Below are 25,517 nucleotides of genomic sequence, written 5' to 3'. Positions count from 1 at the left end.
CCTTATCTGTGTCGCCTGTCAGTCCACCGACTGGCAGCTATAGAGATCGTAGATGCGGAACGCCGGCAGGGTGCCTGCGGGCAGCGCGGCATCCGGTTTGAAAGTGATGCGGCGGCTCTCGCCGGCCGAAAGGTCGAAGGCGTTGTCGGAATAGCGCCCGGGGGTTGCGCTTTCGAGCATGACGAAGAGTGCCAGGCCTCTGGCCGTGACCGTCACCTCGAACGCACCGTCGACGGTCGGGGCAACAGTGGTTTCCAGACGCGGGGGTTCAAGCTCCAGCGCCTTGTAGGTGCCATCAAGGAAATGCCCCTCCCCGCTCATGCCGTTGGACGCAATGAAGCTCCAGGCAAGCAGCCCGTCGGCCGGGATCTCGCTGGCATCGAGCGTGACCAGCACATCTGCGGCATCAGGACCGCAATCGCCCTGCACGCTTTTCAGCGGAATGCGATCGCCGGACAGCGTCAAAACGAAGAGATTGGCGTCGATGGTGACGGTATCGAGCGTGTCGTTGACCATGGATAGCGCGATGGTGCTGCCGTCTTCGGACGGGATGGCGGCGACCGCGACCGGCTGGAAGAAGCGGCGCACCATGTAATGCATCGCCTTCCAGCTGCCGCCGTAGTCGAGGCTGGACCAGGAAGCAACCGGCCAAGTGTCGTTGAGCTGCCAGTAGATGGTGCCCATGCAATGGGGCTTCAGCGACCGCCAGTATTCGACGGCGGTCTTGATGGCGAGGCCCTGCTGGATCTGGCTCAGATAGACGAAATTGGCGAAGTCCTTGGGGAAGCGGAAGTAGCGGAACATTGTGCCCGCGATCCGCTCATTGCCGCCGGCATTCTTCTGGTGCAGCTCGATCACCGGCGACGCGATGTTCATGTCGCCCTTGTCGGCGAACCCTTCGATGATCGGCAGCGAGGTATAGGACTGGAAGCCGAATTCCGAGCAGAAGCGCGGTTTGACGGTTCGGTAATTATCGAAACTCTTGTTCTCATGCCAAACCGACCAGTAATGCATGTCGCCGGAGCCATCGGCATGCCAGGCATCGCCATAGTCGAGATACCCCGACGCTGGACTCGATGGCCACCAGATGCCCTGGGGATAAGTCTTCTTGACGCCCTGCTCGATGACACGGTTGAGGCGGTCATAGGCGACGAGATACCGGTCGCGGTTGTCGCGGGATTCCGGAAACCAGGTAAGCGCACCGACGAGCTCGTTGTCGCCGCACCAGATAACGATGGAGGCATGGCTCGACATACGCTTGACTTGGTATTCGACTTCGTGGGCCACATTGTCGAGGAAGTCATCGGTGCAAGGATAGAGGTTGCAAGAGAACATGAAGTCCTGCCAGACCATCAGCCCGAGCCGGTCGCACAGATCGTAGAACCAGTCCGGCTCGTAGAAGCCTCCGCCCCAGACGCGGATCATGTTCATATGCGCGTCGGCGGCCGACTGCAGCAGGTCCGTGGTCTTCTCCTCCGACGAGCGGGAGAACAGCGCATCCGCCGGGATCCAGTTGGCGCCGCGGCAGAAGATCTCGCGACCGTTGACCTTGAGCGCGAAGCGGCTGCCAGCCTCGTCCGGATCGGTGATCAGCTCGACGGTACGAAGGCCGATCTGGCGGGTCACGGTTTCGCTCGGCAGGTCGACGGTCAGCGTATAGAGCGCCTGCTCGCCGGAACCGGAGGGCCACCAGAGCCGCGGGTTTTCGATCTCGAAGACATGCACGATCTTCGTCTCGCCAGCGGCAATGCCGACGTCCAGGCGCACACGCTCACCGTCGAGCGAGAAATGCACGGGCACGACGGCCGGCTCAACAGAGTGGATGGTAGCGGTAACCTTGAGCTCGACGCGACCATCGGTGTGATGGACCTGCTCGGTCTCCACGTGCTCGATGCGCGCCGGGTCGAGCTTCTTGAGAGCCATGATCCCGTAGAGCCCGAGGGGGGCGATCGCGATGTTCCAGTCCCAGCCGAAATGGCATTGCGGCTTGCGCAGCATGTTGCCGTTCGGGATCGGGGAATTCGCAGTCGAATACGGAATATAGAAGGGCTGGCGCGCCTGGCGTTCGGCGCCAGCCGTGATGCTGGAATGGAAGAAGATGCGGATGGTGTTTTCGCCCGGCTGCAGCGCGTGGCTGACATCGGGCCGATAGCGGCGGAAACAGTTGTCGGCGGATAGCACCGGCACATCGTTGACGAAGACGACGGCGACCGTATCGAGATAGTCGATGTCGAGATACCAGCTGCCGGAAATATCGGGAACGACGACCTGACGTTCGATGACCCAGTCGCGCTCGGCAACCCATTGCACGACCTCTTCGTTCCGACCGAAATAGGGATCGGGGATCAGGCCTGCGGCATGCAGCGCCGAATGCACATCGCCCGGCAGCGTGATCGCCGCCTGATGGTCGCCGTTGGCGGACGAAAGACGCCATTCGCCGTGAAGATCGATGGCGCCGTTGTGGGCATTCTGGGTCATGACGACAGTCCTGCAGAAGAAAAAGGCGCCCCGGTCACAGGCCGGGACGCAGGGGGGAACGTGTCAGATGCGCTCTTCGGTCTGCGCATCGAAAAGGGAGGCAACTTCCATGTCAAAGCCGAGGCGAACCTTGGCGCCCGGCGCATAACGACGGGTGCCGCCGATGCGGACCGACATGGTGTGGCCGGCATGTTTGAGCCAGAGCAGGTTGTCGGCGCCCATCGGCTCCTCGATGTCGACGATCGCCTCGTGCAGCTCGCCGATACCGGCCTCTTCGTCGACCTTGATATGCTCCGGACGCACGCCGAGCACCACCTTGCGACCGCCGGTCAGAGGCTCCGCCGAGCGATATCCCTTCAACGAGAAGAGAACGTCATGGGTGCGGAAGAAGACCTCGCCGCCTTCATTGACGAGATCACCATTCAGGAAATTCATCGACGGGGAGCCGATGAAGCCGGCGACGAAGAGGTTTCGCGGCTGGTTGTAGATCGTGTTCGGATCGGCGAGCTGCTGGATGACGCCGCTCTTCATGATCGCAATGCGGTCGGCAAGCGTCAGCGCCTCGATCTGGTCGTGCGTGACGTAGATCATCGTGTTCTTGAGGCTGTGGTGAAGGCGCTTGATCTCGACACGCAGTTCCGAGCGCAGCTTGGCGTCGAGGTTGGAAAGCGGCTCGTCGAACAGGAAGACGTCGACGTCGCGCACCAGGGCACGGCCGATCGCCACACGCTGACGCTGACCACCGGAGAGTGCCGAGGGCTTGCGGTCGAGCAACGGACCGATCTGCAGGATATCGGCGGCACGCTGGACGCGCTTTTCGATTTCGTCCTTCGGCATCTTGGCGACCTGCAGGCCGAAGGAGAGGTTTTTCTTTACCGACATCTGCGGATAGAGCGCATAGGACTGGAACACCATGCCGATGCCACGGTCCTTGGGTTCCTCCCAGGTGACGTTCTTGCCCTTGATGAAGATCTGCCCGTCGGTCGGCTCGAGCAGTCCCGCGATGCAGTTGAGCAACGTGGACTTGCCGCAGCCGGATGAGCCCAGGAGAACGATGAACTCACCGTCGACAATGTCGAGATTGAGGTTTTCCAGCACCTTGACGGCGCCGAAGCTCAAAGAGAGGTCCTTGATCGATACACTATGCGACATGAGCTTAACCCTTGACTGCGCCGGCGGCGATGCCCCGGACGAAGAGGCGTCCGGAAATGAAGTAGACGATGAGCGGCACGGCGCCGGTCAGAAGTGTTGCGGCCATGTTGACGTTGTATTCCTTCACGCCCTGGACCGAGTTGACGATGTTGTTGAGCTGGACCGTCATCGGGTAGTATTCCGGTCGGGTGAACACGACGCCGAACAGGAAGTCGTTCCAGATGCCGGTGATCTGCAGGATCATGGCGACGACGAAGATCGGCAACGACATGGGCAGCATGATCCTGAGATAGATCTGCCAGAACCCCGCCCCATCGATACGGGCGGCCTTGAACAGCTCTTCCGGCAGCGAGGTGAAGTAGTTGCGGAACAAGAGCGTCAGGATCGGCATGCCGAAGATGGTGTGCACGACGACAAGGCCGGTCAGCGTGCCGTAGATGCCGAGTTCGCGCAGCACGATGACGATCGGGTAGATCATCACCTGATAGGGAATGAAGGCGCCGATGATCAGAATCGTGAAGAACAGTTCCGCACCCTTGAAGCGCCAGTTGGCGAGTGCATAGCCATTGACCGAGGCGATCAGGATCGAGATCAGCGTCGAAGGCACGGTGATCCGGACCGAATTCCAGAACCCGCGCGACAGGCCGTCGCAATTCAGGCCGGTGCAGGCGGTTGCCCAGGCCTTGACCCACGGCTCGAAGGTGATCTCCATCGGTGGCGAGAAGATATTGCCGAGACGGATCTCCGGCATGCCCTTCAGCGACGTCACGATCATCACGTAGAGCGGGATCAGATAGTAGATCGCAAAGAAGATCAGCGACCCGTAGAGCATGATGTTGCGCCCCGAGAAGGTGCGCTTCGGCTTGGCACCGCGTGGGCCCGACCCGACATGATCGGAGCCAACCTGATTTGAGACCGCGTCGAAACCGGCGGCGGTAGCGTTGAGAGAACCGGGATTAGCCACGCTTCTTTCCTCCGAATTCGAGATAGGCCCAGGGGATGATGATAATCGCGACCGTCAGCAGCATCATGGTCGATGCGGCGAAGCCCTGGCCGAGATTCTGTGCCTGGAACATATAGTCGTAGACGTATTTTGCAGGGACTTCGGAGGCGATACCGGGGCCGCCGCTGGTCTGGGCGACGACGAGGTCGTAGAGGCGGACGATGCCGGATGTGATGATGACCAGCGTGGTGATGAAGACAGGGCGCATCATCGGGATAATGATGAAGAGATAGGTCTTCCACATGGGAATGCCGTCGACGCGCGAGGCCTTCCAGATGTCTTCGTCGATGCCACGCAGACCCGCGAGCAGCAGGCACATGACGAGACCCGTGCCCTGCCACAGACCGGCGATCAGGATGCCGTAGATGACGATCTCCGAATTGTAGAGCGGGTTGAAGGTGAAGGTCTCCCAGCCCAACGACCGCACGATCGACTGCACCCCGAAATCCGGGTTGAGGATCCATTGCCAGACGAGACCGGTGACGATGAAGGACAGCGCGAAGGGATAGAGAAAGATCGTGCGGAACGCGTTTTCGAAACGGATCTTCTGATCCATCAGCGCGGCCAGTAGGAACCCGATAACGATCGAGAAGATCAGCGAGAGTATCCCGTAGATCGCCAGGTTCTGGATCGAAATGATCCATCGCGGCGCATCCCACAGACGTTCATACTGCTCGAAGCCTATGAAGTTGGCGCGCGGCAAAAGCCGCGAATTGGTGAAGGAATAGACGACCGTCCAGATTGTCCCTCCAAGGAAGATGACCATGGCGGTCAGCACCATTGGAATGGACGCGATCTTGGCGTTCAGATTGCGAAACAGCTTGTTGGGTCGACCAGCATGCGACGGGCTCGCCATGGGTCAGTCCTCCTCGTCCTGGACACGGGTGCTCGTACCAAGGCCGTCACGCTGAAAACACACGCTTCCCGCACGCAGCCGTTACACGGGCGCGGACGCCCTACCCCGGTCGAAATGGCCTGCGTCCAGCCAGGGTCGCCCCTGGCTGGACAGGTCACCCGCGATTAATCAGCGGAAGCGATGATGTCGGCGAAGCGCTTCTGCGCATCTTCGACGGTCATGGACGGATTGGCGAAGAACTCAGAGAAGAGGTCTTCCTTCTGCTTCTGACTGTCGGCAGAAAGCAGCTGGTCGGTGCCCTGGATGACATTGCCCTTGGCGAGAATGTCGAGGCCCTTCTTCATGCAGTCGTTGGCAGCAGCGAGATCGACGTCACCGCGAACCGGCAGCGAGCCCTTCTTCAGGTTGAACGCAACCTGTGTTGCGGGTGCAACCAGGGTGGCAGCCAGAACGTCCTGTGCAGCAGACTTTTCTTCGTCATCGAGGACGGGGAAGTAGAATGCGTCACCGCCGGTCGAGATGATCTCGTTCACGCCGAGGCCCGGAAGGCAGGTATAGTCCTTCCCGGCAACCTGACCGGCCAGAGCGAATTCGCCCTGTGCCCAGTCACCCATGATCTGGCCGCCGGCCTTGCCGGTGATGACCAGATTGGTAGCCTGGTTCCAATCCTGAACGTTGGAGCCCTTGGACATTTTGCGCGCATCGTCGGCAGCGGCGAACACCTTGGCGATCTCAGGACCGGCTGCAACGTCTGCATCCTTGTCCTTGAACACCTTTTCGAAGGTTTCCTTACCAGCGATGGCGACCATCAAAACGTCGAAGGCACCAGCCGACTGCCACGGCTGACCACCAACGGCGAGCGGAATAATGCCCTTCGCTTCAAGTGCGGGGGCTGCCGCGACGAATTCGTCCCAGTTCTTCGGCACGGCGACGCCCGCACTTTCGAATGCTCCGTTCGAAAGCCACAGCCACTGCCAGGAGTGGATGTTGACCGGGGCGCAGTAAACCTTGCCGTCGATCGTGCAGCTTTCAAGCAGGCTTGCCGGCTTGATGATGTCCTTCCAGCCTTCCTTTTCGGCGACGGCCGTGAGGTCCTTCATCAGACCGGCTTCAGCCAGTTCCTCGGCCTGGCGGCCGTGGTTGAACTGGGTTGCAGCCATCGGATCACCACCGGTGATGCGGCTGATCATGATCGGGCGGGCGGTACCGCCGGAACCGGCGATAGCACCGTCGACCCATTTGTTGCCGGTGGCGTCGAATGCCTTGGCAAGCTCGGCGACAGCAGCGGCTTCACCGCCCGACGTCCACCAATGGGTTACTTCGAGATCGGTGGCCTGCGCTGCCGCAAACGGCATGACAACAGTAGCGGCCAAAGCTGCCGCAAAGCTACGAAAATTCATGAGTCTCCTCCCTCACTGAAACGTTGCCGGAAAAACTTATGTCAAAGAATTTTGGAGCGCAACCTGTCGGATTGTAAATTTTCCATTACAGCCAAATTTCAGCGCAGGCGTGTGCTTCAGGCGCGTCGCTCAAAACGCTTTGGGGGAGATGGATATTGCGCAGCAGCATGAGAAGTATCGTTACAGCTCCAATGTCTTGCGGACAAATCAAGAATAATTTGCTGCATGGGCGTCCAGGAGCGCATATATCCGACGTAAACCACAGAATAACGCGCCATCTCCCGTCTTGGTTGCACCCATTCGCAGCGCAGCATGGAAAAGGGCTCGACAAATCGACTGTATCGTTTCAGATTTTTCCTTCACCGCACCGGGAGGAGGTGCCGGTCTCCAGGTTTGCAGGCAGGAAAAAGCCAACTATAAGCGTGACTTGTGCGAGTGACGGGGACGACATGACAGATCAGCAGGGGAGCGGCCTGATGGACCGCCCAGTGGCGACGAAAGAGCGGCCGACGCTCAAGACCATCGCCTTCATGACCGGGCTCGGCATCACCACGGTGTCGCGCGCCCTGAAAGATGCGCCCGACATCGGCGCGGAGACCAAGGAACGCGTGCGCATGGTCGCACGTCAGCTCGGCTATCAGCCGAACCGCGCGGGTGTCCGCCTCAGGACCGGCAAGACCAACGTGATCGCGCTGGTGCTTGGGATCGACGAGGAAATCCTCGGCTTTTCCAACCAGATGGTCGTCGGCATATCGGAGGTGCTGGCCGGTACGCCCTACCATATCGTCGTGACGCCTCATGCGCATACCAAGGATCCGATGCTGCCGGTGCGTTACATCCTTGAGACCGGGTCTGCCGATGGTGTGATCATTTCACGCACCGAGCCGGATGACGCCCGGGTGCGACTGCTCACCGAGCAGAACATGCCCTTCGTCACCCATGGTCGCACAGACATGGGCATCGAGCATCCCTATCACGACTTCGACAACGAGACCTTCGCTTTCCAGGCGGTCGAACGGCTGGTGAAGCGCGGCCGCAAGCGCATCGCACTTCTGCCGCCCCCGAGCAAGCTGACCTATTACAAGCACACCTTCGACGGCTTCATGCGCGGCCTGAAGGCCTTCGGTGCGGAGGAAGTGCCGCTACACATCAACATCGACGCCTCGCTCGGACAGATCCGCGCGGCGGTCGAGGATCTGATGCGAGGATCGGATGCGCCGGACGGCTTGATCTCCTCTTCCGGCAGCAGCGCGATTGCCGCCAATGCCGGCATCGAAGCGGCAGGCAAGCGGGTCGGCGTAGAGATTGACCTGGTGGCCAAACAGGGCACACCAATCCTCAACTGGATACGTCCCGAGATTATCGCCGTCTACGAGGATGTGCGGCAATCAGGCCGAGAGCTCGCCAAGGCGGTCATCGCCCGGATCGACGGCGTCGACCCTGGACTGCTGCAGAGCATCAGCGAGCCGCGCTGGGAGCAGTCCTAACGCAGACCAAGGACAACCCGTTTTGCGCGTTGAGTTCGGTCAGGCGTAGGACGGACGCTGGCCGCCGTCCCAGACCACCACGGAATTGCGGCCGTTGACCTTGGCCGTATGCAGCGCCGCGTCCGCCCGCTTCAAGAGCTCGTCCGCCGTGACCTGCATTGCGCCATGGGCCACGCCGACGCTGACCGTCACCGGCACGAGTTCGCCACCGAGGAAGAACATCTGCTGCTCCACACTGTCATGGATGACGTGGCCGAGCTTCTCGGCCTCCTCGACCTTGCAGAAGGGCACATAGGCGGCAAACTCGGCGCCTGCCAGACGGCCGAGCAGGGCATGCTCGGGCAACTCGCGCAGGATGAGTTCAGCACAGGTCTTCAAGACCTCGTCACCGCCGGAATGCCCGTATTGGTCATTGATCCGCTTCACATGATCGACATCGACATAGAGGAAGGCCCCCTCGCCGCGCACCTTGGTCGAGAGCGTCTGCAGCATGTCGAGAAAGGTGAAGCGATTGGCAAGGCCGGTCAGGTTATCGGTCGCTGCCGACCAGCGATGTTCCACCAGCAGGCGGTCGCGCACCAGAAGAAAGATCGACAGCGGCGCGACTACCGCGTGCAGGAAGGCAGCAAACGCGACGACGGTCAGCCAGAGAGGTCCGGAGCCGACGACATCGGAGGCGTTAAACGGCCAGACATAGGCCACAAGAGCCGCGATGAGCAGAACCACGGATAGGGCCGCAAACCAGAGATAGGCAAAGGGACGGTTGGAAAGTCGCTCTTCGACTTCGGACGCCTTCAGCTCCCAGGCAGCCAATCCGGTATAGATCGCGCCGACAACGGCGGCGACCAGAAAACGGGCCGTCACGTCGTCCTGCAAAAGGGGCGCAGACGCCGCGAGCAGGAAAAAGGCAAGCGGCCCCACGGCGGCGAGCTTCAGATCAAGAGCCCGGTGATCGAAAGCACGCATGCCCTGCCAGGCAAGTGCCGCGCCCGACAGAATGAGCGTCTGGGCAATAACAACCGTCATCAGTCCGTGGCCGCCATCCGAGAAGGCCGAGAGCAATGCACCGAGCGCAGCAAGCCCGGATGCCGCGGCAAACAGCAAGAATTCGTTTCGATTCGGCTCCTCGCGCCAATGCCGCGCATAAAGCGCAGCAAAGACCGCCAGAACTGCGAATGCGCCGAGCGCCAGTGTAGATAGATTAACGGATACCATCATGAATCGCCTGAAATACGCGCGGAATCGTTAACCGCTCCGGCACGCTAGGCGACAGGCGTTAACTCCAAGGTAAACGAAAACATAGGATTTTACCAAAATCGGCGCGCCGACGCCTTCATTCACAAGGCAATTGCGAAGCCATCGCGACCGATGATGAGCGGTCCGGTCCAATGCGGCGCGACGGCCGCCCGCCAGTCGTCCTCGGTAAAGGCGGGATCATCGGCCGGAATGAGATGATTGAGGACGAGCATGCCGACGCCAGCCTTCGTTGCAATCTGAGCCGCATCCGCAGCGAAACTGTGCGAGGCAACGAGATGCTCGCGCAGACGGGCACCATTTCCGGTCCGCCTGACAATGCTGTCCAGCCCTTCCGGCAGCATCGCCTCGTGCACGAGGATATCGGCCCCCCGGGCAAAGTCGACAAGCGGCGGGAACGGCGCGGTATCGGCGGAAAAGACGAGCGTCTTATCCGCACCGGAGACCTTCAGCGCAAAACAGTCCGTCACGGGAGGATGGTCGACGCGCAGTGCCTCAACGACCAGATCCCCCTGCCGGAAGATCTCGCCCGGACCATATTCGACAATTTCGACCAGGCTCGCCAGATCCGGACGCCCCTCGTCGGCGATCCGCGTTTCAATGTCATAGGCGAGCGAGGCGAGAAATCCCGTCCAGACGTTCTGCGTACCCTTGGGACCATAGACAGTAACGGAATGATCTAGCCCCGTTGTCCAGGCGGTGTGGATAAGCGGCCCGAGCTCCAGGACATGGTCGGAATGCAGATGGGTGATGAAGACGAGGTCGAGTTCCTTGAGCGACATGCCGGTCTCGACCAGACCCCGCGCCACACCGAGCCCGCAATCGATGACGATACGGCGCCCGGACAGGTCAAGCAGCAACGACGTCGGATTGGGTCCGCCGGGACGGATCGCGGGGCCGCCTTTGGTGCCGAGAAGCGTAAGCCTGTCTGTCATGATCTGCCCCCAATGAAAAAGAGGCCCGACATCGCGGGATATCGGGCCTCGAACTGCTAGACGTTGCGGGATCGCTCAGAACTGGCCGGCCCAGGGGCCGTGATGGATGTCCTTGCCGTCTAGACGATCGAAACCATGCGCGCCGAAGAAATCGCGCTGTGCCTGGATCAGGTTCGCCGTACCACGGCCGCGACGATAGGTGTCGAAGTAGGAGAGCGCCGAGGCCAGCGCCGGGACCGGCAGGCCGGACAGGACGGCATGGGCAACCACGCGGCGAAGTGCCCCGTCGGTTTCCTTGACCATGGCGGCAAAGGCCGGCGTGACGACGAGGTTCGCCACATCAGGATCCTTGGTGAAGGCCGAGGTGATCTCGTCGAGGAACTGCGAGCGGATGATGCAGCCGGCGCGCCAGATCTTGGCGATCGTCGGCATGGGCAGCGACCAGTTGAACTCTTCCGAGGCCGAGGACATCACGGCAAAGCCCTGCGCATAGGCCGCAATCTTGGCAGCGAGCAGCGCATTCTCAAGGTCGGCGATGAAGGCGGCCTTGTCCTTGGGAGCCTCCGTCAGTCCCGGCAGGCCGAAGAGCTTTTCCGCAGCGATACGCTCTTCGCGCAGCGAGGAAAGCACGCGACCGGCAACCGCGGCCTCGATTCCGGATGCGGCGACCGCGAGGTTCTGCGCCTCGATGGCCGACCACTTGCCGGTGCCCTTCTGGCCGGCGGCATCGACGATCACGTCGACCATCGGCTTGCCGGTTTCCGGATCGGTAGCCTTGAGAACCTTCTCTGTGATCTCGATCAGGTAGGAATTGAGGCGGCCTTTGTTCCACTGACCGAAGATCTCGCCGATTTCGGCGGCTGACATCTTGAGGCCGTCGCGCAGGATACCGTAGATCTCGGCGATCATCTGCATGTCGGCATATTCGATACCGTTGTGGATCGTCTTGACGAAATGGCCCGCACCATCGGTCCCGAGCCAGGCAACGCAGGGCTCGTCGTTGAACTTGGCGGCGATCGAGGTCAGCACCGGCTCGACGCGCTTCCAGCTCTCTTCGGTGCCGCCGACCATGATCGAGGGCCCGTGGCGGGCGCCTTCCTCACCACCGGACACACCCATGCCGATGAAAGTGACGTCGGTACCGGCAAGCTTTTCGAAGCGCGCAACCGTGTCGCGGAAATTGGCGTTGCCGGCATCGATCATGATGTCGTTCTTGGAAAGATGCGGCAGAAGGGCTGCCATCTGCTGGTCGACGGCCTCGCCCGCCTTGATCATGATGATGATCGGACGCGGCGGACGGATAGCGGCAACAAACTCTTCGATCGTATGGCAACCGATGATCTGGCCGGCCAGATCGCCGGCTTCCCCGAGGAATTCATCCGTGCGCGAAGGCGTCCGGTTGAAGACCGCGATGCGGTTGCCTTTCTCGGCAATGTTGAGCGCCAGATTGGAGCCCATGACTCCGAGACCGATCAGTCCGATTTCCGCCTGCTGCACGATGAAGCCTCCGCATGCAATTTCATGGATGGGGCTTTCTCGCATTCGCGAAGGGATGCGGCAAGACTGAAATTTGACCGTTCGGTAAACGCTGTATCAAGCGTCCGGCTGGTCGTCCTTCTCGGAGATCACTCGCCAGGCCGCTCCGTCGAGGTCTTCGTACTGACCGCTCTTCAGCGACCAGAGGAAGGCGAACAGACCGAGCCCGCCGAGAAAGAGTGCGATCGGGATGAGGTAGATCAGCATGTTCATGCGGCGATCCTCGCATTGTCGGAGGCGCCCGTCGAGAGGACAGCGGCCGGGCGCTCGGTCAATGTCCGCTCATCGAGCGAAAGCCGGTTGAGCCGGAGCGCATTGGCAACCACGATGATAGACGAGGTGGACATGGCGACCGCGGCAATCAACGGGGTCGCATAGCCGAGCAGCGCGATCGGCACGGCAATGACATTATAGCCGATGGCGAGCGCGAAGTTCTCGCGGATCAGACGTCCGGCCCGGCGCGAGGCCTCGATGGCGAAGGGCACGGCTTCGAGCCCATCGCGCATGAAGACGAAATCGGCTGCCTGGCGCCCGACATCGGCAGCCGTCGCCGGCGCCATGGAGACATGGGCTGCAGAAAGCGCCGGAGCATCATTGATGCCGTCGCCGACCATCAGCACGCGCTGGCCGTGGGCGGACGCCTCAGCGCAGGCTTCGGCCTTGTCCCGTGGCGTGAGGCCAGCGCGCCAGTTGGTGATCCCGAGATCGGCGGCAAGCTTGGCCACCACAGGCGCATGATCACCCGAGAGGATGCCGAGTTCGAGGCCACCATTCTTCAGCGTCTCGATCGAGGCACGGGCCCGTGGCCGGAGCGTATCTTCGAACAGGAAGGTGGCGCGTTCGATACCGTCGAGAGAGAGGACGACTTCGGAATAGGGTTTGTCGCTGACATCGATCGCCTCGGTCGCACAGGCAAAGCGGCGATTGCCGAGACGCCAGACACCCTCTTCCGTCTCCGCCTCAACACCAGCGCCCGGCACTTCACGAACGGTGTCGAAGCCGCGCGGCTGGCCGCCATAAGCGGACCACAGCGCCCGCGACAGCGGATGGCGGGAATGGGCGGCAAGACCGGCGGCGACAGCGAAGCCAATCGGCTCAATTTTGGCAACGTCCACCAGCTTCGGGCGCCCCAGTGTCAGCGTGCCGGTCTTGTCGAAGGCGACGGCCTCGATTTCGGCGAGCCGCTCCATGGCGGAACCGTCCTTGACCATCACGCCGGCCTTGAACAGCCGACCAGCAGCGACGACCTGAACGACCGGGACTGCGAGACCAAGGGCACAGGGGCAGGTGATGATGAGGACTGCGATCGCCACCATCATCGCGTGTTTCCAGTCGCCGTCATAAAGCCCCCAGCCCATGAAGGCGATGATGGCGAGCAGGTGCACGACAGGCGAATAATACTGAGCTGCACGGTCAGCGATCCGCCGATATCGTGCTCTGCCCCCTTCGGCTGCCTCCATCAAATGGATGATCTCTGAGAGGAACGAGTTCTGCGCCGTGGCTGTCGCCTTGACCGTCAGCGAACCGGTCAGGCTGAGTGTACCCGCCTGGACGTCGGAGCCTGGGCGGACCGAAACAGGTGCGCTTTCGCCATTGACGATCGACATGTCGAGATCGCTCTCACCAGAGATGACGACACCGTCGACCGGGATCCGGTCGCCGGCAGCGATGGACACCTGATCGCCGACGCGGATTTCATCGACCGCGCGATACTCCCGCGAGCCATCGTCAGAAAGCACCATGGCACCACGCGGATTGAGGCGGGCAAGCCCGCTGATTGCGGAGCGCGCCCGGTCACGCATGATGTGATCGAGCGTGCGGCCGATCAAAAGGAAGAAGAGCAGCGAGGCCGTCGCATCGAAATAGGCGTGTTCGCCGTGATGGATGGTCTCCCACAAAGAAGCGAAATAGGAGAGCGTGATCCCGATGGCGATCGGCACATCCATGTTGGTGCGCCCGTGCTTCAGCGCATTCCAGGCCGATTCGTAGAAGAAGCGGCCGGCATAGATCAGCGCAGGGGCCGCGATCATCGCCGAGATCCAGTGGAAGAGATCGCGTGTCGAGGCATCTGCACCCGACCAGACCGACACGGACAGGAGCATGATGTTCGTGGCAGCGAAGCCCGACACGGCAACCGCGCGGACCAGCTGATTGCGCAAGGCGTCAGAGGCTTCTTCTGCGGCTGTGAAGAGATGGGCGGAATAGCCTGTTGTGGCGATGGCACGCGCGAGGTTCACCGGATCGGTCTCGACCCCGTCGACCGCCTCTTTCCAGACGACGGAAACGCGCTTGGTCGAGAGGTTGACGCGGGCCCGCTCGACTTCCGGCAAGGCTTTGAGCACACCTTCTACTGTCGAGATGCAGGTGCCGCAATGGACCGCGGGCACGCTCATGTCGAGCTGCCAGAGGCCGGGCCCGACCGCACGGCTGCAGAGCTTCAGCTCTTCAGCCGACGGCAGGGAGACCCCTGCCCGCTCCATGTCCAGTGCCCCTTCGGTCCCTGCCGCGCAGCAACTCATCGTCATTCTCCCGAAACGGTGATCCGCTTCGCCTCATGCATGATCATCTTGCCGTCTTTGATCGCCTGAATCTCGACGATCCAGCTGCCCGCAAGCACGTCCATCTCGGCGAGGTAGAGGCCATCACCGGCCGGCGTCAGTTGCAGTTCGAAATCCTGGGCAGTGCCGACCGGACGCTTGAAATGGGCGGTGACCGAATCGGCAATGACAGGGGTGTTTTCAGGCAATGTCAGGCGGTAGCGCATGCCCTTGGCATCGACAGAGAATTCACCCGCAATACCGGTTGCGAGCATCTCGCGGATCGCGGCAGTCTTGCCGTTGAACTGCTGGCTGGCGACATAGGTGTTCTTCACCACCAGACCGCTCCACGTCGATGTGGCGAGATAGGCCATGGTGAAGTTGACAGTGATGATCGTGCCGAAGAAGGCCAGCATGATCGCCAGCATGTGCCAGCCTGTAAAGGTGAAGGGTTTCTTGGCGTAAGTGCTCATTTCCTGGCTCCCGGCCCCATGAAGACTGCATCATAGACGTCCCGCTCGTCGCCGTCGGCATCCTGGGCGATGAACTGGAAATTCTGGTTGGCATCGGTGACCTTGTCACCGGCAAGTGTAACGAAGACCTTGAGTGTCGTGGCTTCATCCGGCTCGACCGATACCGTGAAGGCACGCGACGGCGGCTGGTTGATGCCGTTGATCTTCATCGAGGCATCCGGCAATCCCTCGATCGACACCTCAATGTCGCGCGGGACGGCGATCATGTTCAGAATGCGCACTGTATAGCCGTTGCGGATCGAACCATCGGATTCGAGCACGAATTGCGGATTGCGATCATGCAGGACGTTGACCTCCAGTCGGTCGCGACCAAGAAGCGCAACCAGCATGCCGACACCGACGGCAGTCCAAACTGCCATGTAGAGGAGCGTGCGAGCGCGGAAAATCACGCGCCAGTCGAAATGGCAAATCTTGTCGGAGAAACTGCCATCGGCGTTGCGCACCATCTTCGGATCGATCGCAGTTACGCCGCCATTGGTGGCGAGCGCCATGTTCGACTGATACTCGTCGAGGGTGGCATAGGCGATCAGTCCGCGCGGCTTGCCGATCTTGTCCATGACACCGTCACAGGCGTCGATGCACAGCGCACAGGTGATGCATTCGAGCTGCTGGCCATCCCTGATATCGATGCCCATGGGACAGACGGCGACGCAGGCATTGCAGTCGACGCAGTCGCCGACCGATTCGCCTGATGCAATCGCCTTCTTGGCATGGCGGGTACGGGGCTCGCCGCGCCAGTCATTATAGGTCACGACCAGCGAATTCTCGTCGAGCATGGCGGCCTGGATGCGCGGCCACGGGCACATGTAGATGCAGACCTGTTCGCGCATCAGGCCACCGAAGACGTAAGTTGTGGCGGTCAGGATGGCGACGGTGATATAGGCGATCGGAGCGGCGTTGCCGGTGAGAAAATCCATGGCAAGCGAAGGCGCATCGGCGAAATAGAAGATCCAGGCACCACCCGTCAGCACACCGATCAGGATCCAGGTCGCGTGTTTACTGACACGCTTCCAGATCTTGTCGAAGGTCCAGGGCGCTGATTCAAGCTTGATGCGGGCATTGCGGTCGCCCTCGATGAAACGCTCGACGACGAGGAAGAGATCGACCCAGACCGTCTGCGGACAGGTATAGCCGCACCAGGCACGGCCGACGGCCGAGGTGACGAGAAACAGGCCGAATCCGGCCATGACGAGCAGGCCTGCGACGAAGAAGAACTCCTGCGGCCAGATCTCGATGAAAAAGAAATAGAAGCGGCGGTGGGCAATATCGATCAGCACGGCCTGGTCGGGCGCGAATTCGCCACGATCCCAGCGGAGCCAGGGCGTGAGGTAATAAATGCCCAGCGTGATCGCCATGATAATCCACTTAAATCGGCGGAATGCACCTTCGGCACGCTTGGGAAAGATTTTCTTGCGAGCTTCATAGAGCGGACCCCGGCTCTTGGCCGACATCACGGCCTCGGCGTCGAGTCTTTCGACCTCGGGCGCGTCCGGTGCTCGGTGTGGCTCGGAAAGTATGTTCATGGGACGAGAACCTTCTTCTGATGCTCGCCTTGTCCCATCTCGCAGACCAGCTCGCCTTGACTTAAGTCAAGCAGCGGCGAAGCGTCGCAATACATATGTTTTGCGCAATATAAAACGAATAGGGCCGCATCACCGGATGCGGCCCAAGCTTTCGGAGGACAGGTCGATTATTCGCCGCCGCCGAGCTGATGCACGTATACGGTCAGCTGCTTGACAGTGGTGTCGCCCAGGCGCTGGCCCCAGCCGGGCATCGCGCCGTGACGCGGCTGACGGATCTGGGCCGCAATCTGCGCTTCGCCATCGACCTTCAGCCAGATGGCGTCAGCGAGGTTCGGCGCGCCGAAGTCACGCCCGCCCTTTGCATCTTCGCCATGGCAGGCTGCGCAGTTTTCGGCATAGATCTGCTGGCCGGGCTCGACCATCGAGGCCTCGAGGGGCGTGCCGGTCAGGCTGACGACATAAGCCGCCACCTGCTTGATCTGATCGGCGTCGAGAATGTCGCCATAGGCCGGCATTTCGGAGAACCGGGTGTCCGGATCCTGGTCATAGCGGATACCGTGGGCGATCGAGGTGTGGATCGCTTCGAGATCACCGCCCCAGAGCCAGTCGTCGTCGTTGAGATTCGGATAACCGGCGCCGCCGGCAGCACCCGAACCATGGCAAGGCGAGCAGTTGACCTTGAAGGCGGCTGCACCGCCGGCAACGGCAAACTGGGTCAGTTCCTTGTCGGCGATGATCTCTTCGAGCGGCAGGGTCGCGATCTTGTCGAGATAGACTGCCTGCGAAGACTTCGCCGCCGCCAGTTCCTGAGCGACTTCTGCACGGCTCGAATAGCCGAGCAGACCCTTGGTGTTGTCGGTCAGGAGCGGCCAGGCCGGATACATGATCGTGTAGCCGATCGCCCAGACGATGGTCGCGTAGAAGGTATAGACCCACCAGCGCGGCATCGGGTTGTTCAGCTCGCGAATGCCATCCCACTCATGGCCGGTGGTCTCGACGCCGCTGATCTCGTCGATGTGTTTCTTGTCTGCCATTGTTCAATCCTCCTTGAGAGGGATGCTGGCCGCGTCGTCGGCAGATTTCTTGCCGCCCGGGCGGAATGTGAAGAGGACGACGCCGACGAAGAACAGGGTCATTGCAAGCAGAGCCCAGCTGTCGGCGAATTGGCGCATGGCGGTATAGGTTTCCATGATGTCCTCCTCAGCGGTAACCGCTTGCGTCGTCATAGGTGGAGAAGTCGACCAGCGTGCCGAGCATCTGCAGATAGGCGACGAGCGCGTCCATCTCTGTCAGCTTGGCAGGATCGCCGTCGAAATCACCCACCTTGGCCTTCGGATAGCGCTCCATCAGGCCTGTCGTATCGGCGTTCGGATCAGCCTGTGCCGTGAGATCGGCTTCGGCCTCGGCAATCATCTCGTCCGTATAGGGGACGGTGACGGTGCGGTTGGCCTGAAGCATCATGCCGATATCAGTGATCTTGAGCGGCGTTTCCTTCAGGAAGGCATAGCCAGGCATGATCAACTCCGGCACCACGTCGCGTGGATTGACGAGATGCTGGACGTGCCACTCGTTGGAATAGCGGTCACCGACGCGCGCGAGGTCAGGCCCGGTTCGCTTCGATCCCCATTGGAACGGATGGTCGTACATCGATTCCGCTGCGAGGCTGTAGTGGCCGTAGCGCTCGACCTCGTCCTTGAACGGCCGGATCATCTGGCTGTGACAGACATAGCAGCCTTCACGGATGTAGATGTTGCGGCCGGCGAGTTCGAGCGGCGAGTATGGCCGCATGCCCTCCACCTTTTCGATCGTGTTCTCGAGATAGAAGAGCGGAGCGATTTCAACGATACCGCCGATGGTCACGACCACCAGCGAACCGAGGAAAAGAAGGCTCGCGTTCTTCTCGAGGATTGCGTGTTTATCAAGAATGGACATGTGAGCCTTCCTTCTTATTCAGCAGGCTGCGCGGCAGCAGGCGCGATCGCTCCGGCAATCGGTGCTTCCTGACGCTCGTAGCCGAGAATGGTCATGGCGACGTTGTAGGCCATGATGATGCCGCCCAGGAGATACATGACACCGCCGATTGTGCGCAGCACGTAGTAGGGATGCATGGCAGCGACCGACTCGGCGAAGGAGTAGACCAGGAAGCCCTGATCGTCGTATTCGCGCCACATCAGACCCTGCTGGATGCCGGCGACCCAGAGCACGGCGGCATAGACCACGATGCCGAGCGTCGCGAGCCAGAAGTGCCAGTTGACCATGCGCATCGAGTAGAGGCGGTTGCGGTTCCACAGCTTGGGCGTCAGGTAATAGATGGCGCCGAAGGTGATCATGCCGACCCAGCCGAGAGCGCCCGAATGGACGTGGCCGATGGTCCACTCAGTGTAGTGGCTGAGCGAGTTGACGGCCTTGATCGACATCATCGGGCCTTCGAAGGTCGACATGCCGTAGAAGGCAATGGCAATCACCATCATGCGGATGATCGGATCGGTGCGGATCTTGTCCCAGGCGCCAGACAGCGTCATCAGGCCGTTGATCATACCACCCCAGGACGGCATCCAGAGCATGATCGAGAACACCATCCCGAGCGTCTGCGCCCAGTCAGGCAAAGCCGTGTAATGCAGGTGGTGGGGACCTGCCCAGATATACATGAAGATCAGGGCCCAGAAGTGGATGATCGACAGGCGGTAGGAATAGACAGGGCGACCAGCCTGCTTGGGCACGAAGTAGTACATCATGCCGAGGAAGCCGGCCGTCAGGAAGAAGCCGACGGCGTTATGGCCGTACCACCACTGGGTCAGCGCATCCTGCACGCCCGAGAAGGCCGAGTAGCTCTTCACGCCAAGGAAGGACACCGGCATCGCCAGATTGTTGACGATATGCAGCATCGCGATGGTGACGATGAAGGACAGGTAGAACCAGTTCGCCACATAGATATGCGGCTCCTTGCGGTTCAGGATCGTGCCCATGAAAGTGATCAGATAGGCGACCCAGACCACGGTCAGCCAGATGTCCACATACCATTCCGGTTCGGCATATTCGCGGCCCTGGGTGATGCCCAGCAGATAGCCGGTGGCCGCCATGACGATGAAGAACTGGTATCCCCAGAAAACGAACCAGCCGAGATTGCCGCCAAACAGGCGTGCACGCGAGGTCCGCTGGACGACGTAGAACGACGTGGCGATCAGCGCATTGCCACCGAAGGCAAAGATAACGGCTGAGGTGTGGAGGGGACGCAAGCGGCCGAAGGTGAACCAGGGCTCGATATAGAGCTGGGGATAGGCCATCTGCAGCGCGACGACAACGCCGACCAGGAAGCCGACGACGCCCCAGAAGACGGTGGCGATGACGCCGTAACGCACCACGTCGTCGAAATACTCCGACTGTGTTGCCTTGGACTGGCCGGAAGAGGAGGAGGATGCCGTGGTCGGTGCAAACTGCATCCGGCGCAGCATGATGATCGTGCCCCCCGCGAGCACGAAGAAGGCGACCCACATATGGGCCGCGAAGAGGCTGTCATGGGCGAAAGCCACCCCGAGCAGCGCGGCGAAGGCGAGTACCGCCATCACCAGTGTCTCTAACGTATAGTTCATTGTTGGTATCCCCCAACGGCTTGCTGATCTCATCGCGGGGGCCTCACCCTGGGGAAATGCCTCCCGCGTCGAATGCACCAATCGCACTGGGGCCGCCCAGCCACCTTGATCCAAGTCAATGCAAGTCTCTCTAAAATTCGCGAGGCTCGAAGCTGCAATCGGGTTTGCGACCTTCGGACACCAAGGCCGGCACATCGCTTGGGCCAAGGCCCGCTCGTGCGTGTCTTGGAGCACTGGGGTTACGCGCGGCGAAAAGCCCCGTTGGAGAAAACGGACATGCTGACGAATATCGAGAACAGCAAGCGGAGTGCGAGCGACACATGGACGGGCAACCGCCTGCTCGATGCAGGCAAGCGCGACCTCGCCTGGCTTCACCGCGCTCACACCGAACAGCTCGCGCTCTGCCGGGAACTGGAAGAGATCGCCGACTCATTGCCGGCAAGCATCAACCGGCAGAAATGCATCTATGCGGCAAAGGCGCTCGGCCCGCTCATCAAGGGCATCCATCACTACGAGGAGACGGTGCTGTTTCCGCAGCTACAGTCGAGCCCCGACGCGACGGACGCATTGGGACCGACGCTGGAGCGGCTAAAGTTCGAGCATTGCGAGGACGAGTGCTTCGCCGAGGAACTGACGGATGCGCTGCTGAAGCTGGGATCCGGAGATCGTGTGAACATGGAGGCCGTCGGCTACATGTTGCGAGGCTTCTTCGAGGGTATCAGACGCCACATCGCCTTCGAGCGAGAACATCTGCTTCAGGGCGTCACGGATTGAGAAAAACGGGGCGGCAAGAGCCTGCCGCCAGATTGGTACTGCGCGCCTCGGCCTTGATCAGGCGGCGACGCCACCATAGACCGGCTCGCATTCCCCAAGCGTCAGGATGGCACCACTAATGCTGCCGTCTGCGGCCCGAAACGGGCTGAAACGAGCCGGCATGTCGCCGGTGACGGTTGCGGCCGACATCCGGGCGACAAAGGATCCCGAACGTCCTGCAAAGGCCGAATCGAGTGCATCCTGAAGCCAATCATGACCGCCGGCCGCAAGCCCGAGATCGAAGACGCTGCGTCCAATCAGCTCGATCTGTCGCATGCCGAGCATTCTGGCCATGGCCGTGTTGGCGAAGAGATAGCGACAGTCGCGGGTGACCACGGCCACACGTTCCGGCAAATTGTTGAGGATCGCCTCGTTCAGCTGCTCATCGTCACCATCACGCGGCTGGCGCGTGTCGAAAGCGCGTGGTGCTGGGCTCTGATCACTGCGTTTCGGACCGAAATAGCGCTCGACGAGCAAGGACAGCATGGAGGCGTGGCGCAGCACGCAGGCCCCGTCATCGGCATCCTCCCGCAGCAGCTTCGTCAGAAGCCGCATCTGAAGATAGACATCGTCGAGATCCGTGGCGCGGTAGTTGACGAGCGTTGCGATCAGCGGATCGATCTCGCGATCGAGCATGCGCACGAGATGGTCGTCACCATTGCGGATGGCCTGCTGCAACTGAAGGTTCTTCAACGAAACCGCTTCGAACATTGCGCGCAGATTCGAATCACGGAATTCGCCAAAAGACATCAGCAACCTCATCCCTCAGGTGTGACAAAAGAAATGATTACGTCACACCACTTTCGGCGTCCGTAACATGAGGTTGCGTCACCTTCAATCGCTACGGGCACTCACGCGCATCGCAGCCCAAAAAATATCTGCAATATCAGATGAAACGAATAGGCGATAATGCGCATGGCGACCGGCCGCGACGCTCCGCGCACATTCCGATTTATCTTTCAGACGAGCCTGAAGCAGAGACCGTCAGATCTTGTCCTTGATCGCCCAGCGATCGTGATACCAGAGCCACTGCTCCGGATATTCCCGAACCCAGGCCTCGACCTTGTCGTTGAGCAGCTGGGCGGTGGCGTTCACGTCCACCTGGCCCCGCTCGTTGCGCGGCACCGAGATGCGCGGCTCGATCTCCAGACGAAAACGATTGCCGGGCAGGCGGATGCAACGCGCCGGATAGACTTCACAGTCGAACTGACGCGTCAGCTTGGCGAGCAGCGGATTGGTCTTGACCGGCTGGCCGAAGAACTGGGTCTCGACGCCCTTCCAGAACTTCTGGTCGACGAGCACGCCGACGCCACCCCCCTGCTCCAGCTGCCGGGCCAGTGCGAAGGAGGACCCAGCATGCGACGGCACAAGCTTGCCCATGCGCTTGCGGCGGAATTCGAAGACCTTCTCGGCGATGTAGGGGTTGTTCGGCGGCCGGAAGAGGACGGTGACGTAAAGCCCGAAGGCGGCACCCGCGACCGGCAGCAGTTCGAAATTGGCGGTATGGCCGGTAAAGACGATGAAGGGACGCGGATTATCGCGCAGGTCGAGAAACTGCTCGACGCCCGACACCTCTACCCTGCCCTCGCCTGGCTTTTCCGGATCGAAGTCGAACAGACGGTCGAGGAAGACATATTCGGCGGCAAGCCGGCCCATATGGCCCCAGCTCGCCAGCGCGATCTCCTCCCGTTCGGCATCCGACTTCTCGGGAAACGCATTGCGCAGGTTCACCTGCATCAGCCGATGGCGCTTCGTCTTCGGCCCGACCCAGCGCATCAGCCGGTCGGCAAAGTTGATCGCGGCATCCGCCGGCAGGATCTTCAATGCCGTAAGGAAGCCGAAGGCCGCCTGGGCGACGGACCACTGATAGAACTTGCGCAGCGCCAGAACGATGCGGGTGACGAGCATCCGCACGCGGTCAGTCCATCTTCAGGATGATCTTGCCAAAGACCTGGCGGCCTTCCATGCGGGCAAGGGCCTTGTCGATATCGTCGAAAGAGACCTGCGTGTCGATGACGGGGTGCACGAGGCCGCGCGCCATCTTCTGCATGGCATCCGCCATGTTTTCCATGCGGCAGCCGAAGGAGCCGAAGAGCTTGAGCTGCTGCTGGAAAAGCATCATCAGGTTCACTTCGGTCGAGACACCAGAGGTGGAGCCGCAGGTCACGAGGCGGCCGCCGCGCTTCAGGCAGAACATCGATGCCGCAAACGTGTCCTTGCCGACATGTTCGAAGACGACATCGACGCCCTTCTTCTTGGTGATCTTGCGGACCATGCCTTCGAAGCGGTCGGTGCGATAGTTGATGACGTGATCGGCGCCAAGTGCCTTGGCCGGCTCGATCTTGTCGTCGGAGCCGACGGTGGTGATCACAGTGCAGCCGATCTTCTTGGCAAGCTGGATGGCAGCCGTGCCGATACCGGAACCGCCGGCATGGATGAGGATGGTTTCACCCGGCTGGAGCTTGGCATTGTCGAACAGCATGTGTTCGACTGTGCCGAAGGTGACGGGGGCGAGAGCCGCGGCAACCGCATCGACGCCCGGAGGGGCCGGCACGAGAAGGCGGGCCGGCAGGTTGATCTTTTCCTGGGCAAAGCCGTCAAGATGGAAGCCGTGCACGCCCGAAACGTTTTCGCAAAGATTGTCACGGCCTTCGCGGCAGGGCTTGCAGAGACCGCAGGTGCGCGCGCCATAGACGGCGGCGAGCTGGCCAGGCAGGATATTGCCGACGCCTGGACCGATCGCCTCGACGACACCGGAGGCTTCCGCACCGATGACGAGCGGCATCTTTCGCTTGGCGAATGCCATGCCGCGCCAGCCCCAGACGTCGATATGGTTCAGCGCAACCGCCTTGACGCGCAGCGTAACCTCACCTGGACCCGGAGCATCCGGCTCCGGCAGGTCGACGATTTCAAGCTTGCGGTCTTCGACGAGTTGCAGTGCGCGCATGACATGTTTCCTTCAGGGCCTATCGGGCAGATGTGGATGAGGCGTCGTCACGCTTTCATCGTCATACCAGGGGCTAATCCCTGGCATCTGCCGACCTTCGTTGTTCTTGCGAGGTGCGTGGATCCCCGGCTCGAAGGCCGAGGATGACGTCCCGAATTGTTGGCGCAGGCCTTAGACCGGTTCCCGCGTCATGACAAGGCTGGCGTTCTGACCACCGAAACCGAAGGAGTTGGAGAGCACAGCCGAAACCGAGGCCTCCCGCTTCACGTTCGGCACCACGTCGAGCACGATCGAGGGATCGGGGTTCGTGTAGTTGATGGTTGGCGGCACCGTGCCGGTCAGCATGGTCTGGATCGAGAACACCGCCTCGACCGCTCCGGCGGCCGTCAGCGTGTGGCCGATCATCGACTTGTTCGACGAGGCCGGAATAGCATCCTTCAGCCGGTCGCCGAAGACCGACAGCATGGCGCCATATTCCATCTTGTCGTTCTCAGGCGTCGATGTGCCATGAGCGTTGATGTAGCCAATAGCATTCTCGGACAGGCCTGCATCGACAAGCGCTGCCTTGATCGTGGCGATCGCAGGACCGCCGTCCGGCGAGGAGCGTGTGCGGTGGAAATGATCCGCCTTCTCGCCGCAGCCCTTGATGATGCCGAGCACCTTGGCGCCGCGGGCAATCGCCAATTCCAGCGATTCCAAGACGAGCGTTGCCGCGCCCTCGGCAATCACGAAGCCGTCGCGTTCCTTGCTGAACGGCTTGGATGCCTTTTCCGGCGGATCGTTCTGGGTGGAAAGCGCCGAGAGCAGCGAGAAGCGGATCACGGCTTCCGGGCTGATCGAGCCGTCGGTCGCAACCGTCAGCGCACGCTCCGTGCGGCCCTGGCGGATTGCTTCGACGCCGAGCTGGATGGCGGTGGCACCCGAGGCGCAGGCCGTTGACAGCGTCACCGGAAGACCGCGCGTGCCGAACTTGTCGGAAAGACGCTCTGAGATCGAGCCAAACTGCACGGCTTCGAGGAAGACCGGATCCGGCTTTTCGCGCATGGCGGCGAGGAAGCGGTCATAGGCGTCGCCCGGCTGGGTCGAGGCCGGCGCACGTTCGGCCAGCGCAAAGCGGTCATGCCATTCCGGCTCGACCGGCGGGGCGGCCAGGAACAGCGGACCGTTGAAGTCGCCATTGATGCCGGCCTGGGCCAGTGCCTCGATGGTCGTTTCGCGAGCCAGCGCATAGGAGCGCTCGACGGCATTGTTGGCGGGCACGGCAATGAAATCGACCGTGCCACCAATGCGGGTCGACATGCCCTCGGTGTCGAATCGCTTGATGTAGTGGATGCCGGATAGTCCCGACGTCAGCTTCGACCAGTTGTCGGAAAGCCCCTGGCCGAGCGAGGTGATGACGCCCATGCCGGTGACGGCGATGATCGGGCGGCCGAGATGATCCTTGAAACGGCTGTCGGTCATGGATCTAAATCC

General features: G+C 61.2%; 22 protein-coding genes. 2 read left to right on the top strand and 20 right to left on the bottom strand.

Annotated elements, in window-relative coordinates:
* Positions 1 to 18: 18 nt before the first annotated feature.
* From SJY08_RS06890 to SJY08_RS06870, 5 genes are all read right to left on the bottom strand, one after another.
* On the bottom strand, positions 19 to 2,478 hold the full coding sequence (locus SJY08_RS06890; RefSeq protein ID WP_377275120.1) for a glycoside hydrolase family 2 protein: 2,460 nt from the start codon (positions 2,476 to 2,478) through the stop codon (positions 19 to 21).
* Between the two features lie 63 nt (positions 2,479 to 2,541).
* The gene (locus tag SJY08_RS06885) at positions 2,542 to 3,630 is read right to left on the bottom strand and encodes an ABC transporter ATP-binding protein (RefSeq protein ID WP_153762274.1); all 1,089 of its coding nucleotides are present in this window, start codon (positions 3,628 to 3,630) and stop codon (positions 2,542 to 2,544) included.
* A gap of 4 nt (positions 3,631 to 3,634) precedes the next feature.
* On the bottom strand, positions 3,635 to 4,594 hold the full coding sequence (locus tag SJY08_RS06880; protein ID WP_054149699.1) for a carbohydrate ABC transporter permease: 960 nt from the start codon (positions 4,592 to 4,594) through the stop codon (positions 3,635 to 3,637).
* A complete protein-coding gene (locus tag SJY08_RS06875; protein WP_054149700.1) occupies positions 4,587 to 5,489 on the bottom strand; it encodes a carbohydrate ABC transporter permease in 903 nt (300 codons plus the stop codon). The genes SJY08_RS06880 and SJY08_RS06875 overlap by 8 nt, the downstream gene beginning before the upstream one ends.
* Positions 5,490 to 5,653: 164 nt before the next feature.
* The gene (locus tag SJY08_RS06870) at positions 5,654 to 6,889 is read right to left on the bottom strand and encodes an ABC transporter substrate-binding protein (protein WP_054149701.1); all 1,236 of its coding nucleotides are present in this window, start codon (positions 6,887 to 6,889) and stop codon (positions 5,654 to 5,656) included.
* Positions 6,890 to 7,338: 449 nt separating this feature from the next.
* Here SJY08_RS06870 and SJY08_RS06865 point away from each other — a divergent pair, with 449 nt between their 5' ends.
* The gene (locus SJY08_RS06865) at positions 7,339 to 8,376 is read left to right on the top strand and encodes a LacI family transcriptional regulator (protein WP_377275119.1); all 1,038 of its coding nucleotides are present in this window, start codon (positions 7,339 to 7,341) and stop codon (positions 8,374 to 8,376) included.
* A gap of 39 nt (positions 8,377 to 8,415) precedes the next feature.
* Here the strand turns inward: SJY08_RS06865 and SJY08_RS06860 are convergent, their stop codons facing one another.
* The 11 genes from SJY08_RS06860 to ccoN form a co-directional block, all read right to left on the bottom strand.
* A complete protein-coding gene (locus SJY08_RS06860; RefSeq protein WP_377275118.1) occupies positions 8,416 to 9,594 on the bottom strand; it encodes a diguanylate cyclase domain-containing protein in 1,179 nt (392 codons plus the stop codon).
* A 119-nt stretch (positions 9,595 to 9,713) separates the two neighbouring features.
* The gene (locus SJY08_RS06855) at positions 9,714 to 10,565 is read right to left on the bottom strand and encodes an MBL fold metallo-hydrolase (RefSeq protein ID WP_377275117.1); all 852 of its coding nucleotides are present in this window, start codon (positions 10,563 to 10,565) and stop codon (positions 9,714 to 9,716) included.
* 75 nt (positions 10,566 to 10,640) lie between these two features.
* On the bottom strand, positions 10,641 to 12,062 hold the full coding sequence (gene gndA / locus SJY08_RS06850; RefSeq protein WP_069043793.1) for an NADP-dependent phosphogluconate dehydrogenase: 1,422 nt from the start codon (positions 12,060 to 12,062) through the stop codon (positions 10,641 to 10,643).
* Between the two features lie 96 nt (positions 12,063 to 12,158).
* Positions 12,159 to 12,314 (bottom strand): cbb3-type cytochrome oxidase assembly protein CcoS, encoded by a 156-nt coding sequence (gene ccoS / locus SJY08_RS06845; RefSeq protein ID WP_006726192.1) that lies wholly within the window; start codon positions 12,312 to 12,314, stop codon positions 12,159 to 12,161.
* Entirely contained in the window at positions 12,311 to 14,620 is a 2,310-nt protein-coding gene (locus SJY08_RS06840) for a cation-translocating P-type ATPase (RefSeq protein ID WP_377275116.1), read from the bottom strand. The genes ccoS and SJY08_RS06840 overlap by 4 nt, the downstream gene beginning before the upstream one ends.
* A gap of 2 nt (positions 14,621 to 14,622) precedes the next feature.
* Positions 14,623 to 15,111 carry a FixH family protein gene (locus tag SJY08_RS06835; RefSeq protein WP_377275115.1) on the bottom strand — a complete coding sequence of 163 codons (489 nt, stop codon included), beginning with the start codon at positions 15,109 to 15,111 and terminating at the stop codon, positions 14,623 to 14,625.
* Positions 15,108 to 16,694, bottom strand: coding sequence for a cytochrome c oxidase accessory protein CcoG (gene ccoG, locus SJY08_RS06830; protein WP_377275114.1), 1,587 nt, complete (start codon positions 16,692 to 16,694; stop codon positions 15,108 to 15,110). The genes SJY08_RS06835 and ccoG overlap by 4 nt, the downstream gene beginning before the upstream one ends.
* Before the next feature lie 167 nt (positions 16,695 to 16,861).
* Entirely contained in the window at positions 16,862 to 17,728 is an 867-nt protein-coding gene (gene ccoP / locus SJY08_RS06825; protein ID WP_153762278.1) for a cytochrome-c oxidase, cbb3-type subunit III, read from the bottom strand.
* Between the two features lie 3 nt (positions 17,729 to 17,731).
* Entirely contained in the window at positions 17,732 to 17,884 is a 153-nt protein-coding gene (locus tag SJY08_RS06820) for a CcoQ/FixQ family Cbb3-type cytochrome c oxidase assembly chaperone (protein ID WP_054149709.1), read from the bottom strand.
* Positions 17,885 to 17,894: 10 nt separating this feature from the next.
* Positions 17,895 to 18,626: a cytochrome-c oxidase, cbb3-type subunit II gene (gene ccoO / locus SJY08_RS06815; protein WP_377275113.1), complete on the bottom strand. Its 732-nt coding sequence runs from the start codon at positions 18,624 to 18,626 to the stop codon at positions 17,895 to 17,897.
* 14 nt (positions 18,627 to 18,640) lie between these two features.
* Positions 18,641 to 20,284 (bottom strand): cytochrome-c oxidase, cbb3-type subunit I, encoded by a 1,644-nt coding sequence (gene ccoN / locus SJY08_RS06810; protein ID WP_377275112.1) that lies wholly within the window; start codon positions 20,282 to 20,284, stop codon positions 18,641 to 18,643.
* Between the two features lie 276 nt (positions 20,285 to 20,560).
* Between ccoN and SJY08_RS06805 the strand changes: the two genes are divergently transcribed.
* The gene (locus SJY08_RS06805; RefSeq protein WP_054149712.1) at positions 20,561 to 21,058 is read left to right on the top strand and encodes a hemerythrin domain-containing protein; all 498 of its coding nucleotides are present in this window, start codon (positions 20,561 to 20,563) and stop codon (positions 21,056 to 21,058) included.
* Between the two features lie 57 nt (positions 21,059 to 21,115).
* Here the strand turns inward: SJY08_RS06805 and SJY08_RS06800 are convergent, their stop codons facing one another.
* From SJY08_RS06800 to SJY08_RS06785, 4 genes are all read right to left on the bottom strand, one after another.
* Positions 21,116 to 21,847: a PAS domain-containing protein gene (locus tag SJY08_RS06800; protein ID WP_377275111.1), complete on the bottom strand. Its 732-nt coding sequence runs from the start codon at positions 21,845 to 21,847 to the stop codon at positions 21,116 to 21,118.
* Between the two features lie 234 nt (positions 21,848 to 22,081).
* On the bottom strand, positions 22,082 to 23,005 hold the full coding sequence (locus tag SJY08_RS06795; RefSeq protein WP_377278502.1) for a lipid A biosynthesis lauroyl acyltransferase: 924 nt from the start codon (positions 23,003 to 23,005) through the stop codon (positions 22,082 to 22,084).
* A gap of 10 nt (positions 23,006 to 23,015) precedes the next feature.
* On the bottom strand, positions 23,016 to 24,044 hold the full coding sequence (locus tag SJY08_RS06790; protein WP_006726181.1) for a zinc-binding dehydrogenase: 1,029 nt from the start codon (positions 24,042 to 24,044) through the stop codon (positions 23,016 to 23,018).
* Between the two features lie 171 nt (positions 24,045 to 24,215).
* Complete coding sequence (locus SJY08_RS06785; RefSeq protein WP_377275110.1) at positions 24,216 to 25,505, bottom strand: beta-ketoacyl-ACP synthase; 1,290 nt, start codon at positions 25,503 to 25,505, stop codon at positions 24,216 to 24,218.
* Positions 25,506 to 25,517 lie beyond the last annotated feature (12 nt).

Origin of the sequence: Rhizobium sp. R86522 (genome assembly GCF_042466255.1) — a bacterium.
Taxonomy (GTDB): domain Bacteria; phylum Pseudomonadota; class Alphaproteobacteria; order Rhizobiales; family Rhizobiaceae; genus Allorhizobium.
The sequence above is the reverse complement of the archived record's forward strand: the minus strand, read 5'-3'. Positions and strand labels throughout refer to the sequence as shown.